Source organism: Bradyrhizobium sp. LB8.2 (assembly GCF_040548035.1).
In the GTDB taxonomy this organism is placed as follows: domain Bacteria; phylum Pseudomonadota; class Alphaproteobacteria; order Rhizobiales; family Xanthobacteraceae; genus Bradyrhizobium.
The window spans coordinates 25368-38863 of sequence record NZ_JBEPQV010000044.1 but is presented as its reverse complement, the minus strand read 5'-3'; the positions used below and the strand labels follow the sequence as shown (position 1 = coordinate 38863).

General features: G+C 64.2%; 17 protein-coding genes. 10 read left to right on the top strand and 7 right to left on the bottom strand.

Annotation, left to right across the window (positions count from 1 at the left end; translation table 11 throughout):
- Positions 1-23: 23 nt before the first annotated feature.
- Positions 24-1946 (bottom strand): FAD-binding monooxygenase, encoded by a 1923-nt coding sequence (locus ABIB06_RS35250; RefSeq protein ID WP_354048771.1) that lies wholly within the window; start codon positions 1944-1946, stop codon positions 24-26.
- A gap of 104 nt (positions 1947-2050) precedes the next feature.
- Here ABIB06_RS35250 and ABIB06_RS35245 point away from each other — a divergent pair, with 104 nt between their 5' ends.
- Complete coding sequence (locus ABIB06_RS35245) at positions 2051-2515, top strand: MarR family winged helix-turn-helix transcriptional regulator (protein WP_247346721.1); 465 nt, start codon at positions 2051-2053, stop codon at positions 2513-2515.
- Between the two features lie 121 nt (positions 2516-2636).
- Entirely contained in the window at positions 2637-3068 is a 432-nt protein-coding gene (locus ABIB06_RS35240; protein ID WP_354048773.1) for a COG4315 family predicted lipoprotein, read from the top strand.
- A 7-nt stretch (positions 3069-3075) separates the two neighbouring features.
- On the opposite strand, the gene ABIB06_RS35235 is transcribed toward ABIB06_RS35240, so the two are convergent.
- Positions 3076-3693 carry a L,D-transpeptidase gene (locus ABIB06_RS35235; RefSeq protein ID WP_354048775.1) on the bottom strand — a complete coding sequence of 206 codons (618 nt, stop codon included), beginning with the start codon at positions 3691-3693 and terminating at the stop codon, positions 3076-3078.
- A gap of 319 nt (positions 3694-4012) precedes the next feature.
- Between ABIB06_RS35235 and ABIB06_RS35230 the strand changes: the two genes are divergently transcribed.
- The 4 genes from ABIB06_RS35230 (at position 4013) to ABIB06_RS35215 (ending at position 6483) form a co-directional block, all read left to right on the top strand.
- Positions 4013-5038, top strand: a complete 1026-nt coding sequence (locus ABIB06_RS35230) for a hypothetical protein (RefSeq protein ID WP_354070074.1) — start codon at positions 4013-4015, stop codon at positions 5036-5038.
- Positions 5039-5415: 377 nt separating this feature from the next.
- A complete protein-coding gene (locus tag ABIB06_RS35225; RefSeq protein WP_211396093.1) occupies positions 5416-5646 on the top strand; it encodes a DUF6894 family protein in 231 nt (76 codons plus the stop codon).
- Between the two features lie 91 nt (positions 5647-5737).
- Complete coding sequence (locus ABIB06_RS35220; RefSeq protein ID WP_247346714.1) at positions 5738-6127, top strand: hypothetical protein; 390 nt, start codon at positions 5738-5740, stop codon at positions 6125-6127.
- A gap of 110 nt (positions 6128-6237) precedes the next feature.
- Positions 6238-6483: a hypothetical protein gene (locus ABIB06_RS35215; RefSeq protein WP_247346711.1), complete on the top strand. Its 246-nt coding sequence runs from the start codon at positions 6238-6240 to the stop codon at positions 6481-6483.
- 13 nt (positions 6484-6496) lie between these two features.
- Here the strand turns inward: ABIB06_RS35215 and ABIB06_RS35210 are convergent, their stop codons facing one another.
- From ABIB06_RS35210 to ABIB06_RS35190, 5 genes are all read right to left on the bottom strand, one after another.
- A complete protein-coding gene (locus ABIB06_RS35210) occupies positions 6497-6682 on the bottom strand; it encodes a hypothetical protein (protein WP_247346709.1) in 186 nt (61 codons plus the stop codon).
- 200 nt (positions 6683-6882) lie between these two features.
- A complete protein-coding gene (gene minE / locus ABIB06_RS35205; RefSeq protein ID WP_247346707.1) occupies positions 6883-7164 on the bottom strand; it encodes a cell division topological specificity factor MinE in 282 nt (93 codons plus the stop codon).
- A complete protein-coding gene (gene minD / locus ABIB06_RS35200) occupies positions 7161-7976 on the bottom strand; it encodes a septum site-determining protein MinD (RefSeq protein ID WP_354048781.1) in 816 nt (271 codons plus the stop codon). The genes minE and minD overlap by 4 nt, the downstream gene beginning before the upstream one ends.
- A gap of 19 nt (positions 7977-7995) precedes the next feature.
- Positions 7996-8694, bottom strand: a complete 699-nt coding sequence (gene minC / locus ABIB06_RS35195) for a septum site-determining protein MinC (RefSeq protein WP_354048783.1) — start codon at positions 8692-8694, stop codon at positions 7996-7998.
- A gap of 271 nt (positions 8695-8965) precedes the next feature.
- The gene (locus ABIB06_RS35190) at positions 8966-9982 is read right to left on the bottom strand and encodes an ABC transporter substrate-binding protein (protein WP_354048784.1); all 1017 of its coding nucleotides are present in this window, start codon (positions 9980-9982) and stop codon (positions 8966-8968) included.
- 101 nt (positions 9983-10083) lie between these two features.
- Here ABIB06_RS35190 and ABIB06_RS35185 point away from each other — a divergent pair, with 101 nt between their 5' ends.
- The 4 genes from ABIB06_RS35185 to ABIB06_RS35170 all read left to right on the top strand — a co-directional run bounded on the left by ABIB06_RS35185 (position 10084) and on the right by ABIB06_RS35170 (position 13493).
- A complete protein-coding gene (locus ABIB06_RS35185; RefSeq protein WP_247346687.1) occupies positions 10084-10731 on the top strand; it encodes a TetR/AcrR family transcriptional regulator in 648 nt (215 codons plus the stop codon).
- Between the two features lie 84 nt (positions 10732-10815).
- Complete coding sequence (locus ABIB06_RS35180; RefSeq protein WP_354048786.1) at positions 10816-11586, top strand: ABC transporter permease; 771 nt, start codon at positions 10816-10818, stop codon at positions 11584-11586.
- 61 nt (positions 11587-11647) lie between these two features.
- Positions 11648-12685 carry an NAD-dependent epimerase/dehydratase family protein gene (locus tag ABIB06_RS35175; protein ID WP_354048788.1) on the top strand — a complete coding sequence of 346 codons (1038 nt, stop codon included), beginning with the start codon at positions 11648-11650 and terminating at the stop codon, positions 12683-12685.
- Positions 12672-13493 (top strand): GNAT family N-acetyltransferase, encoded by an 822-nt coding sequence (locus ABIB06_RS35170; protein ID WP_354048790.1) that lies wholly within the window; start codon positions 12672-12674, stop codon positions 13491-13493. Before ABIB06_RS35175 ends, ABIB06_RS35170 begins: the two co-directional genes overlap by 14 nt.
- Positions 13494-13496: the final 3 nt, after the last annotated feature.

Below are 13496 nucleotides of genomic sequence, written 5' to 3'. Positions count from 1 at the left end.
CGCGGAAGCGCCGTGGCGGCCCGTCAATTCACTTGCAGCATGAAGACGTCGAAGTACGCAGCAAGCGTAGCAAAATCCTCGAGCGGCAGCACGGTCGCGACGTATTGATCCGGCCGCACCACGACCATGCAGCCGGCCTTGCGATCGATGCCGCGCATGGCAAAAACGTCTTGACCATTCCTGATATCCGGACAGAACATCTTCTCGTAGTCGATCAAGCCGTAGCGGCCTTTGCGCGGGAGCAGCAGTGCGGGCATCGCCTCGACGGCGAGCTCGCGATGATCCTGCTGGAACACCGCCCGCAGGTCGATCACGCTGTCGATGTCGGCTCCGACAGGCGTATGGCGCCTGACCGGTGACTCCCGCGCCTCGGAGAGGAAATTGCACAAGGCGCGAATGGCCGAGCCCTCGGCCGCCGGATCTTCCGCAGGCGAAAACGCGTAGATGCGGAAGCGGCCATCCGCCTGCGCAGCGTGACCGAGATGGACCGGCTTGGCGTCCGCAAGCCGGATCACGGGCGCGGAATGGAAACGCGCGCCGATGACGAGGCCTTGCGCGAGATGCTGGTGGGAGGTCGCTCCGGTCGGAACCGACGGCCGGTAATGCGTCGCGGTGCCCGCGGTGTAGCGGCCATGCTTCACAAAATAGGCCTGCGTCCTGGCGGCATCGGCGCCGCCGGCCTTTGCGGCGGACGCAAGAATCCCCGCCCATTCGCGGTCGAAATCGATCAGCTCTTTCGCCACCGCCTGGCGCTCGGCCGAATAGGAATGCAGCAGGCTTGGCGCAGACTGCTTCCGCAAAACAGCTGCGAGCTTCCAGCCGAGATTGAAGGCGTCCTGCATCGAGACGTTCATGCCCTGCCCCGCCTTCGGGCTGTGGGTATGGCAAGCATCGCCGGCGATGAAGATCCGCGGCAGACGCGAGTTGATCTCGGCCTCCGGCACGTCGTCGAACTTGTCGGTCAGGCGCTGGCCGATCTCGTAGACCGACCACCACGCGATCTCCTTCACATCGAGCGTATGCGGCTTCAAGATCCGCTGCGCCTTGGCGATCACGTCATCGGCGGTGATGTTGCGATTGGCGACGCGCTCGCCGATGTCGAGCTTGGCGAGCTCGACATAGAGGCGGACCATGTAGCCGCCTTCGCGCGGGATGATCAGCAGGCTGCCGTCCTTCGTCGACTGGATCAAGGCCTTGAAGCGGATGTCCGGAAAGTCGGTCACCGCCAGCACGTCCATCACGCCCCAGGCATGATTGGCGGAATCGCCGAGCAGCTCGCGGCCGATCGATTTGCGCACCATGCTGCGCGCGCCGTCGCAGCCGACGACATAGCGCGCCTTGATCGTCTCGACCTTGCCCTCGTTCCCGGCATCGACCCGTTCGAGCCGCGCCGTCACGGCATGCTCGGCGGGACCCGCGGCCGGATCGACCTGAAGGTCGAGCAGGCGCCGGCTGTAATGGGGCTCAAGCCTGGCCGGCGCTTTGCGCATGACGTCAAGAAAGCCGTCATGGATCCGCGCCTGGTTGAGGATGACGTGCGGGAATTCCGACAGCCCGTCCTCGACGTCCTGCACCCGGCCGCTGCGGACGATGTTTTCCGGAATCCGTTCGTCCGGCTTCCAGAACGTCGTCTCGTTGACCCAGCAAGCTTCCTTCAGAACGCGCTCGCTAAAGCCGAAGGCGTGGAACATCTCCATGGTGCGGCAGGCGATGCCGTCGGCCTGCCCGACCAGCAGGCGCCCCGGCTTCTGCTCGACGATGCAGGTCTTGATGTCAGGGAATTGCGCAAGCTGGGCGGCGAGCGTCAGGCCCGCAGGGCCACAACCGACGATGAGGACATCCACTTCGTCAGGCACGGCCCCCGCTGCGCCGGAAGCCTGAATGCGTTCTGCGGGATCGGCGATTTCAGGGTCGCCCGGTTGAAATCCATTGAGATGGAATTGCATGAGCACCTCTCCGCGAAACGTTCTGTTTGGATATTGCTCAGTATGCTGACTATCAGTATACTTGTCAACGGACCCCAACCGTCCCTGCCCCAACGGAGAATCCGGTGAAAGACAACAGCGACATGCCCGGACATCTGGCGCGCCGGTTCCAGCAGATCGCGGTGGCGGTGTTTCTGGCCGAGGTCGGGGATGCCGGCTTCGACCTCACGCCGGTGCAATACGCAGCGCTCGCGACCATCAAGGCCAATCCGGGGCTCGACCAGGTAACGCTGGCAGGCCTGATCGCCTACGACCGCACCACCATCACCGGCGTAATCGACCGCCTCGTGCTGAAGGGGCTCGCGGAGCGCCGGGCCTCGAGCCGCGACCGCCGTGCCCGCGAGCTCGAGATCACCGACGAAGGCCGCCGCACCCTGCGCAAGATCACGCCGGCCGTCGAATCCGCGCAACGCATCATGCTGCGCGGGCTCAGCGCGAAGGAAGGTGAGGAGCTGATGCGGCTGTTGCACAAGGTCATCGCCGCCGGCAACGAGCTCAGCCGCGCCCCGTTGCGCGAGGTGCAGGCCTAGGCCTCGTATCTTTGCCCGTATTTGTCGCAGACCCGCGAAACCTGGAACTAACGTTCGGCTGCTACTGTCGGCACCGTTCTGCGCTTAAGGCGCGATTAACTTTGCCGTTCGGGAGTTTTGGATGTCCAGGTTCATCATAGTCGCGGCGGCCGTCGCGCTCTCGACCATCCCTGCACTCGCAAACGGCCATGGCGGTGGTGACCCTGCCCCGCCGAAGGTCGAAGCCGCGGTCGCGCCAGCCAAAGTCGTCCTGACCAAAAAGGGTCCAAAGCTCGTCGATCTCAGGGGAATGACGCTATATTACTACGAACGCGACACCACCGGGAAGACGTCGAACTGCAACAGCAAGTGCATCGAGAGCTGGATCCCGCTAGCCGCAACGGCCGACGCCAGGGCCGTTGGCGACTTCACCGTGATCAATCGCGACGACGGCAGCAAGATGTGGGCCTACCGCTATCGCCCGCTCTACACCTCGCCCGCCGACAAGGCGCCGGGCGATACCAACGGCAATGCCACGACGCTGCAATGGCGCGTTGCCCAGCCCGCGGAGTAGGGCGACCTCACCCGCGCCAGCTGGGCCTCGCCTCGACTTGCGCGCTCTGTCCGGGCGGTAACACCACGACCGTTGAATTGAGCTTCACCCGGTCATAGAGATCGATCACGTCCTCGTTGCGCATCCGGATGCATCCGGACGAGATCGCCTGCCCGATATATTCCGGCTGGTTGGTGCCGTGGATGCGGTAGAGCGTGTCCTTGTTGCCGGCATAGAGATAGATGCCCCGTGCACCCAGCGGATTGGCGGGACCGCCGGTGACGCGCGCTGGATAGGGTCCGAGCCGCGCCTGGATGTCCGCTGTCGGAACCCAGTCCGGCCATTCCGCCAACCGGCCGACCCGCGCCACGCCGGAGAACGCCATGGCTTCCTCGCCGACCGCGACGCCATAACGCATCGCCTTGCCGTCGGGCAGCACGAAATAGAGGTAGCGCGCATTGGTATCGACCAGGATCGTGCCTGGCTGCTCCTTGCGTGGATAATCGACGATATGCCGGAGATATTGCTCGGGCACGTTCGCCTGCGCGTAAGGCGCATGCGCCAGCAACTGCCGGTCGCGCGGCGTCATGCTCGCATCCGTTGATGGCGAAAGTGTCGCCTGCATGCAACCGCCAAGCGGAAGCATGGCTACGACGAATAGAACGAATAAAGATTTTGGCACCGCTGGCCCCCGATAGCGATAGCAGCACCCCCAGCCGTACCAGATGCTGCCCAAATCGTGCTGAAAACAAGGCACTGCGGAACACGTGCGCGTGTTTGACCGAGCGGGTTCCATCACCACAAACGGTGGAAGAGCGTCGCACAGTCTCCATCCCCTCGCCTTGCTTTGGTCAAATCCGGCTGGACTCGTGCGCATCGTGCTTGGCTCGTCAGATTTGGATGGGCTCAACTCAACGGATCGGCTCGCGCCAATGCGGACGACGAAGGCATCAAAAGGAGCTGCGATGCTCGCGACGCTGAACTCTCGGCAAATCGTCGATGAGATCGTGAAGGATACGGTCACGAACAATGACCCGCACGACGCCGTGCAGATTTCGCCCGAGATGGTGCTGGCCTCTCGCGCCATCGGCGTTGCGCCCGCGTTCGCGCCTGAGATCACGACCCGTACGGAGCCCAAAATAGATCCGGCGTTCACGCCAAAGTCCAAAGTTGGTCCGGAGCCGAGGTTCAGTCCTGTCGCGGAGCCGCAGGCGGCGGTGCCTTCGGTCGACACCGCCGTGCGCATCGCGGCCGGTGATGGTCGCGGCCGGCAGAAGCGATCCTCCGCCGGCAAATGGCTGCGCGGCGCGTTCGTCACGTTGCTGTTCGCGGGCGGCAGCGCGGCCGCCACTGTCGCCTGGGAGAATCATGGCGACACCGCAAGACAGTTGTTGGCCGAATGGACGCCGGCATTGGCGTCGCTGCTGCCTTCGACGTCGCAGACGGCACCGGTCGCCGCCGCGCAGGCCGCGCCACCTGCGGAGCAGGCCGCAACGGAGCAGGCCGCAACGGATCAAGCCGCAGCGGATCAAGCGACCGATCAATCCGTGGCGCCGCCTCCAACTCAGGTTGCAGCAGCCGTGCCCACGGCAACACAGTCCGATCCTGTGCAATCGGTGCAATCGATGACGCGCGATCTCGCCGCGATGGCGCAGCAGATCGAGCAGCTCAAGGTCAACATCGCCGAGTTGAAGGCCGGACAGGAGCAGATGGCGCGCGAGATGGCGAAGCCGCCCGCGCCAAAGCCGATGGCCGATGCAAAGCCGCCCGTCGATCCGCGCGCGCGCGTGTCCGCGCGGCCTCCGGCGCCGCCGGTTCGCAAGCCGAAGCCGGCCGTGTCGCAGACTTACATGCCGGCTTATTCGCCTGCGCCGCTCGCACCGCCGCCTTCGCAGGCGGCCGCGGTCCCACCGCCAGCTGCGCCCACAACGACGCAAGCCGTTGCCGACGACGATGGACCTGTCGTGCGTCCGCCAATGCCGTTGCGCTGAACGATCGTCACGCGACGATGCAGGGTTGCGACTAAGGACGCTGTCCGAGTCGATATGATGCGTTGAGTCCGGGCAACTACGGGAAGCGACGCTTCGCGCGTTTTGCATCAAGAGAAAAGGCCGTCGGGATCTATGCCGGCGGCCTTCTCTTGCAGCTGCCGGTTCCCGGAGCCCGGTTCTGCTGCAATTCCATGCCTCATGATCGCGCCGACATATTTAATAAAATCTTAACGCACTTGAATGTTGCACATCATTTCTGCGCCATAAGCACAGAGATTGCGCGCGCTGTTCATTCGATAAACATCGACTCAGTGGTACCATCGGTCACGTGTTGAAACGTCCACCCGAAGCTCAATTCGTCATACCGGGGAATTCGAATGCCTTACTATTCCTTCGATCTCGTGGTTGGTGAAGAGTTCAAGAACCAGGGCGGAATCATCCTCGAAGACATCGAAGGTGCTTCCGACCGCGCCGACCAACTGGCCACCGAACTTTCGCAGGTGAAGCCGGAGTTGCAACGCAAGGGTTGCGCTGTGCGCGTCACCGACCGCGATCACAACGAGGTCTACCGCACACCGCTCGATCCCGTGCCGGCCTGGCAACGCTAGCTCGCCGGCCGGCCTCGCGGCCGCGCGCTATTCCATTGCGGAGCGGCGCTCCAGCCGCTAGCCTTCCCAAAAATGCGGGGAGGTACCAAGGATGCGCACTGGTTTTCTGATGACGGCCCTGTTGCTGCTGGCGGCGCCGGCCCAAGCGGCCGACCATCCACGTTCGACCTATGTCACGTTGGTCTTGCAGGCCTTCGCCGCCAAGGTCGAATGTCCGGGCACGGATGTCGTCTACCAGGATCTGGTGCAGAAGGCGGAGCAGATGCAGCTGCCCGACGGCACCACCGAGAAGGTGCGCAAGGCGATCGCCTGGATGCACACCGGTGGCAAGATGGGCGAGAAGCAGGACGACGATTTGATGGCCGAGGTCGCGGTGGCCACCCAGGCGACCGATCTCAACCAGCGCCGCCTTGGCATGCCCAGCTGGTGCGAAGCCCAAAAGACCAACCTCGCCGGCCTGATCCGCAGCAAGGGCGGCTAGCAAGGCGGTTCCTCACCACGTTAAGCACGCGAAGGCGCGGTCGCGGCTAATAATTGTCACAATTCTTGCCAGCATGCAGGACCCCTTCGACCTCGAACAGGAGACCCCTCATGCGGAACATGCATGTCGCTTTCGCCGGAGCGTTTGTCCTCGCTACGGTGCTGACTGCGCCGGTGCTGGCGAAGAACTCCGACGCCCAGAAGGGCGAGGACAAGTCCGCGTCCCCATCCTGCAGCGCCTATCAGCAGGCGCCAGACGGCTCGTGGGAACCGCTGCCCTGCAAGGAGACAGGCGAGCGCAGCCAGCCGCAGACCCAGAATCGCACGCCGCAGGGCGCCGACCGCGGGGAGCGTTGAGCGCGCGGGAGTGTCAGCTCTGGTGCGGACCGCGCATGATCTTCATCGCGTCGGCGATGTGACGCCACTCTTTGGCGTCATCGGCCTCGCCGCGGCCCTCGCAAGCCTGGGCCTGCTCGGCGGCCTTCGCAATCGCCGCGAAACCATGCTGTTCCAGCATCTGGCGCGCGACGGTATGGACCTGGACCTCGGTCATCATGGGCGCTCTCCCGTTTGACGAAACCGCGGTGCATCGCTCCTGCTGTTCCGCGGGTCATTGACAACGATTTCGCCGCAAGTCCCGTTCCGCCAGGTGCCGATCACATCGGCCGGACTAACACAAATGACAAAGGCGGCCCGCTATGCCCAGCGGACCGCCCTATCACCCACCCCAAACTTGAAGGGCCTTCGGCCGCGTCCCTATGCGACCGCGACCCGCTTGCGCTCGAAGTCATTGGGCACTTCGATATCGACCTCCAGGGTCGACACCTCGTCGCCGCGATCGAGCCGGACGATGACCTTGGTCGGATCCAGCGTGACGTGCCTGGAGACGACGGCGAGAATTTCCTCACGCAGCACACCGAGCAGATCGGGCTGGCCGCGCAGTCCGCGCTCATGGGCAAGCAGGATCTGCAGCCGTTCGCGAGCGACGGGTGCCGAAGCCTTTTTGCCGCGGAGAAGCCGAAGCAGACCCATGCTCATGCAGCCCTCCGTCGCAGCAGACGATCCATGAAGCCCTTGCGCTCGGTCGGCACCTGCATCGGCACGGTGTCGCCGCACAGTCGCCGCGCCGCGTCGATATAGGCCCGCGCGGGTGCGCCGTCCGCGTTCGACAACGTCACCGGTGTACCAACGTTGGAGGCCTTCAACACGTCCTGGCTCTCGGGGATAATGCCGAGCAAGGGGGTCGCGAGGATTTCGAGGATGTCCTCGATGGTCAGCATCTCTCCGCGCGCGGCGCGCGAGGGATCGTAGCGCGTGATGAGGATGTGCTTCTCGACGCGCTCGCCCTTCTCGGCCCGTACCGTCTTGGAATCGAGCATGCCGATGATGCGGTCGGAATCGCGCACCGAGGAGACTTCCGGATTGGTGACGATCACGGCCTCGTCGGCAAAGCGCATCGCCATGGAGGCGCCGCGCTCGATGCCGGCCGGGCTGTCGCAGATCACCCAGTCGAAGCGGCCGCGCAGATCGTCGATGACCTTGCCCACGCCCTCCTCCGTCAGCGCGTCCTTGTCGCGGGTCTGGGAGGCCGGCAGCAGCCAGAGATTCTCCAGCCGCTTGTCGCGGATCAGCGCCTGCGGCAGCTTTGCGACGCCCTGCACCACGTTGATGAGGTCGAACACGACGCGGCGTTCGGCGCCCATTACGAGGTCGAGGTTGCGCAAGCCGACGTCGAAATCGACGACGACGACCTTTTCGCCGCGTTGCGCGAGCGCAGCCCCCAGTGCGGCGGTCGTCGTCGTCTTGCCGACGCCGCCCTTGCCCGACGTTACGACCAGTACCTTGGCCATCTCTAAAATCTCCTTCTGGTCAGTTCAGTGCCGTAATTCGCATGGTGTTGCCCTGCAGCCAGGCCTGGGCCGGCTTGCCGCGCAGGGCGGCGTCGATATCGTCGGCGGTCTGATAAAACCCATCGATTGCAAGCAGTTCGGCCTCGATCTTCTGGCAGTAGATGCGCGCGCTGGTGTGACCGTTCACGCCCGCCATGGCGCGGCCGCGCAGCGCGCCGTAGATATGGATGGAGCCGCCGGCGACGACTTCGGCGCCGGAGCCGACCGAACCCAAAATGGTAACGTCGCCTTCGGGGAAGATCACGGTCTGGCCGGAGCGCACCGGAGTTTCGAGCAGCAGCGAGGTCGGCTTGGTCTCGACCTTGGCCTCAGGCTTCTTGGGCGCGCTCGGCTCGACCACGCAGCTCCGCCCGCCCGACAGCAGCGGCGGCATCGTCGGCGTCAACCGCGCCTCCTCCACACCCTCGATGCCGAGCACGCGGATGTTGCGGTCCTGGAGGCTGGTGAGCAGATGGCCGATCCCGGATTGGCTAAGATCGACCGAGGACAGGTCGATCACCACGGGCCTGCCGGCAAAAAAGCCCGGCGAGCGCGCGATGGTGGTGTCGATTTCCTGCAGCCAGTCCTGGATCGGAACCGTCGGCATGAACACAAAAGCCACATAGGAGCGCCCGCGCAGGCGCACCATTTGGCGTTGAGGTTTTACTGCAGCCTCCATATCGGCCGACTCGTTCCCAGTTATTGAATGGTTAACGATGCGGCCGATATGGTTAATGGCTGGTTAATTTCTCCGTGGGGTTACGTGGAGGCGGCCGGTAATCGCGCCTCGTGTCCCGGACGCGCTGCAACGCGCAAGCGTTGCTGCGCAGAGCCGGGACCCAGACCATACGGCCTGCTCCCGGCGAGTGGGCCCCGGCTCTGCAGCGTCCGGGGCACGAGATCAGAATGCGGCACGCGTCCTTCGCAATGACGGGACGCCTTCCGCCCCCCTACTTCTTCACCTTGCTCGCATCCATCTTGATGGCGGGATCCAGCATCTTGGTCGTAAACGCCGTGGTCACGTCGAACGGCTTCTCCATGCCGAGATAGGTTTGGACCAGCCCGTAGTCCTTCTTCATCCGCTCGCCGTCGATCCAGCCGAGCGACTTCGTCGTCGTGAATTCGTCGGTCATCAAGAACTTGATGCGCTCCCACTGGCGCTCCTGGTTCTCCTTGTCGAGACCGGAGACCTGGTCGAGCAGCGCCTTCAGGCAGGGCGCGGCGTCGGCGACGCAAGTCGCAAAGGCCTTTTGCGTGACGCGCACGAAATCCTCGACCAGCTTCGGGTTCTTCTGCAGGTAGCCGCCGTTGACGATCAGCGAATTTCCGTAAGGGTTGAGCCCGATGTCCTTCCAGTTGACGTAGCCGAGATCAGGCCCGAACTCGATCACCTTCAAATCGTGCTCGTTGTAGAAGTCGCTGATGATATCGACGGTGTGGCTCTTGAGCGCCGCGATCTTCGCAGTCGGCCCGATATTGACGAAGCTGACGGAATCGGGTGCGAGCCCTGCGGCCTTCGCAAAGGCCGGCCACATCACCCGCGAAGCATCACCGGGCGGATTGCCGATCTTGTGGCCGGCAAAATCCTTCACCCCATTCACGCCGTAGCTCTTCAGCCAATAGAAGGTCTGGCCGGTGTTGGCGTAGACGCTCATCACGGCAACAGTGTCGGCACCCTTGCTCTTGGCTACCAGCATGGTGGCGAGATCGGCGACGCCGAAGGGCGAGCCGCCGGAGCCAACCTTGGCGGCGGAGACGCCGGAGCCCTTGCCGACCTCGATGGTCAGGTCGATGCCCGCCTTCTCGTACCAGCCTTGCGCCTTGGCGTAATAATAGGGCGAGTGATCGGCCGTCGGCGTCCAGTTCAGGATCAGATTGACCGCCTCGCCCGCGGTCGCCGGCACGACCGGTGAACCGAGCATCAGGGCCAAAGCCAGGGCCGAGCACGCCGCCTGCAAACGCTTCATCACATCTCTCCTCGTTGCCCGCGACCCGGCTTGTCGCTCTCCCCCCGTGAGGATACCAATGCAACAAGCCCGCCCTCCACTTGTCAACTGTTTGGTTGGAAATGCCCGCAAAACGTTCAGGCGACACCGTGCCGCAGCGGCGCGACCCGGTCGCCACACGCAAGAAGCTGCTCACCGCGGCGCGCGAGGAGTTCGCCCGGCACGGCTTTGCCGGCGCCCGCGTCGACGAGATCGCCGAGCGCGCCGGCGTCAACAAGCAACTCGTCTACCACTACTTCGGCGACAAGGATTCGCTCTATCTTGCTGTGCTCGAATGGGTTTACGCCGATATCCGCGAGCAGGAGCGCCAGCTCAATCTCGAGGGCCTGCCGCCGGAAAAGGCGATCCGCAAACTGATCGAGGCCTCATTCGATTACCTCGCGGCAAACCCCGATTTCATCGTGCTTCTGAACGACGAGAACCGCGGCGGCGCCCGCCATGTCCGCGGCTCTACGCGGCTGGAGGCGATGCATTCGCCGCTGGTGAAGAGCGTGTCCCACATCCTTCACGAGGGCGTCCGCGCCGGAATGTTCCGCAAGGGGATCGACCCGATCCAGCTTTATATCTCCATTGCGGGCCTCGGCTATTTCTATCTCTCGAATACGCCGACGCTGTCGGCGATCTTCGGCAAGGACCTGTCGAGCCGGGCCGCGCGCCGCGCCCGCCGCCGGCACGTCGCCGATCTCGTGCTGCATTCGCTCCGACCGTAATCAACCAACTGGTTGAAACTTCTCTCAAGGCCGGTTAGGCTTGCGACCAGCGGCAAGGCGGCCGCTGGCAACAGGGAGCAACCGGTGGCAGGAGACGGCGCCCGCAATACGCGCAGCTTTGCGATCGTCCTGATCGTGCACCTCGCCGTGCTCGTGCTCTGGCAGGTCATGGTCGATGCCTTCCACGTGCCGAAGTTCATCCTGCCCTCACCGCTGGCGACAATCCAGACGCTGGGCACCGCTACCTACGCCTGGGGCGCCAATACGCTGGTGACGGCGATCGAGATCCTCGGCGGCTTTGCGCTCGGCGCATTCGTCGGCGTCGCGCTGGCCGTCATCTTCAGCTGGGCGCCGCTGCTCAGCCTCGTGCTGCTGCCGCTGTTCGTGACGCTGAACATGATCCCGAAAGTGGCGCTCGGCCCGCTCCTCATCGTCTGGTTCTCCTACGGCATCGTGCCGAATATCCTGATCGCCTTCAGCATCTGCTTCTTTCCGATCCTGCTCACCACCGCGCGGGGCTTGCGCGAGGTCGAACCTGATCTGCTCGATCTCGTCAAATCGCTGCGCGGCTCGCGCTGGACGCTGTTCCGCAAGATCCAGCTGCCGGGATCGCTGCCCTACATATTCTCCGGCATGAAGGTCGGGGCCATCCTCGCGGTCGCCGGCGCCATCGTCGGGGAGTTCATCGCCTCCGAGCGTGGGCTCGGCTACCTCATGATCCAGGTGCAGTCGTCGCTCGACACGCCCGCGATGGTGATGGCCGTCGTGCTGCTGACGCTGCTCGGCGTCGCTCTCTATGGCTTGGTTCTCGTCCTCGAACGCATGTTCGTGATCGGCGACGCAAGACAAACCTGAAAACACAAATCTGAAAACACAAACCTGAAAACGGCAGATTTAAAGACCAAGGACCAGATCCATGCTCCTCACCCGCCAGAACCTGCCGACGACCATCCCCGATATCGCCGCGCTCGACGATCTTCTGTGCCGCCCAACGCAGGCATTGATCGACGACCTCGCCAAGGTCAAGGGCGACATTATGATCCTCGGCGCGGCCGGCAAGATGGGACCGACCTTGGCGGGGCTCGCAAAAGCCGCGGTGCCCGATCGCCGTGTCATCGGCGTCGCCCGCTTCAGCGACGCAAGCGTCAAGGACTGGCTGCACGCGCGCGGCGTCGAGACGATCAATTGCGATTTGATGGACGAGACCGCAATTCAGGCGCTGCCGAAGGCGCCCAACATCGTCTTCATGGCCGGCCGCAAATTCGGCGCGGAGGGTGATCTGTCGCTGACCTGGGCGATGAATGCGCACGTGCCGGCGCTGGTCGCCCAGGCCTTCCCGTCGTCGCGGATCGTGGCGTTCTCGACCGGCTGCATCTATCCCTTCGTTCCCGTGGACGGCAAAGGCGCGACCGAGGACATGCCACCGAACCCGCCCGGCGAATACGCCCAGTCCTGCGTCGGCCGCGAACGCATGTTCGAATATTTTTCGCGCAAATTCGGAACGCCCGGACAGCTGTTCCGCCTCAATTATGCGATCGACATGCGCTATGGCGTACTGCACGACATCGCCGTGAAAGTGCTCACGGGCACGCCGATCGACGTCAGCATCAGTCATGTCAATTTCATCTGGCAGGGCGATGCCTCGTCGCAGGCGCTGCGCTGCCTCTCGCATTGCACGGCGCCGACCTCGCCGATCAATGTCAGCGGCCACGAGATTTTGGCGGTGCGCGATCTCGCGCAAAAATTCGGCGCAAGGTTCGGCCGTGCCCCGGTGCTGACAGGCAAGGAAGAGCCGACGGCGTGGCTGACCGACACGTCCAAGGCGGTCGAGCTGTTCGGCCTGCCCGTCGTCGACACCGAGCAGTTGATCACCTGGACGGCGGACTGGGTGTCCCGCGCCATGCCGAGCCTCGGCAAGCCCACCAAATACGAGGTGCGCGATGGACGCTACTGACGGCCTGCCCATCATCAAACTCGGCGTCAAGGACGCCGCCGCGGGCCTGCTCCTCTCGACGGAAGCACACTGGAACCAGACCGAGGAGGACTGGCGCATCTTCCTGCACGAAGGCATCGTATTCGGCATCCGCGACGGCGCGCGACTGGTCGCTACGGCGGCTTTACTCCCCTACCCCGGCAACAACGCCTGGATCAGTATGGTGCTGGTGTCGGCAACGCACCGCCGCCGTGGCCTCGCAACGCGCCTGGTCGATGCCTGCCTGAAGACGGCGCGCGAAAATGGCCTGACGAGCTGGCTCGATGCGACGCCCGACGGCGTCGCCGTCTATGGACCGCTCGGGTTCACGCCGACGCTGCAATTGCGCCGCCTGAAGCTGGTGAAATCAGGTCACGCGACCGCGCAGGCACCTTCATCCGCGACGCTGGACGCGCTTCGTGCCCGGGACCTGCGGGCCACCGGTTTTGATCGCACCGCCCTGCTCTCTGCCTTTGCGCGGCGCCCCGGCTCACGTATCGTCTCTGCGAACGGCGCCATCGCGCTGGTTCGCGACGGACGCATCGCGCGCCATATCGGCCCGTTGTTTGCCGACGACGCCGCAGCCGCGCTTACCTTGGTCGATGCGATCGCGCAATCGGAGAGCGGACCGCTGCTGCTCGACGCCGTCGCGGCACAAGCCGCATTCCCTGAAGGATTGACCGCATCGGGCTGGACCATCGAGCGGCCGTTCCAGCGCATGCGGTTCGGCCCCGCCACTGCCGCGGGGGTAGACATGCCATTCGCCGTCGCCGGCCCTGAATTCGGATAGGAC

Coding starts and splice junctions, on each gene's coding strand:
- minC (WP_354048783.1), bottom strand. CDS start 8,694: ATGGAGGCTGCAGTAAAACCTCAACGCCAAATGGTGCGCCTGCGCGGG.
- ABIB06_RS35250 (WP_354048771.1), bottom strand. CDS start 1,946: ATGCAATTCCATCTCAATGGATTTCAACCGGGCGACCCTGAAATCGCC.
- ABIB06_RS35225 (WP_211396093.1), top strand. CDS start 5,416: ATGCCTTACTATTCCTTCGATCTCGTGGTTGGTGAAGAGTTCAAGAAC.
- minD (WP_354048781.1), bottom strand. CDS start 7,976: ATGGCCAAGGTACTGGTCGTAACGTCGGGCAAGGGCGGCGTCGGCAAG.
- ABIB06_RS35215 (WP_247346711.1), top strand. CDS start 6,238: ATGCGGAACATGCATGTCGCTTTCGCCGGAGCGTTTGTCCTCGCTACG.
- minE (WP_247346707.1), bottom strand. CDS start 7,164: ATGAGCATGGGTCTGCTTCGGCTTCTCCGCGGCAAAAAGGCTTCGGCA.
- ABIB06_RS35190 (WP_354048784.1), bottom strand. CDS start 9,982: ATGAAGCGTTTGCAGGCGGCGTGCTCGGCCCTGGCTTTGGCCCTGATG.
- ABIB06_RS35185 (WP_247346687.1), top strand. CDS start 10,084: ATGCCCGCAAAACGTTCAGGCGACACCGTGCCGCAGCGGCGCGACCCG.
- ABIB06_RS35210 (WP_247346709.1), bottom strand. CDS start 6,682: ATGATGACCGAGGTCCAGGTCCATACCGTCGCGCGCCAGATGCTGGAA.
- ABIB06_RS35220 (WP_247346714.1), top strand. CDS start 5,738: ATGCGCACTGGTTTTCTGATGACGGCCCTGTTGCTGCTGGCGGCGCCG.
- ABIB06_RS35240 (WP_354048773.1), top strand. CDS start 2,637: ATGTCCAGGTTCATCATAGTCGCGGCGGCCGTCGCGCTCTCGACCATC.
- ABIB06_RS35170 (WP_354048790.1), top strand. CDS start 12,672: ATGGACGCTACTGACGGCCTGCCCATCATCAAACTCGGCGTCAAGGAC.
- ABIB06_RS35235 (WP_354048775.1), bottom strand. CDS start 3,693: ATGCTTCCGCTTGGCGGTTGCATGCAGGCGACACTTTCGCCATCAACG.
- ABIB06_RS35175 (WP_354048788.1), top strand. CDS start 11,648: ATGCTCCTCACCCGCCAGAACCTGCCGACGACCATCCCCGATATCGCC.
- ABIB06_RS35230 (WP_354070074.1), top strand. CDS start 4,013: ATGCTCGCGACGCTGAACTCTCGGCAAATCGTCGATGAGATCGTGAAG.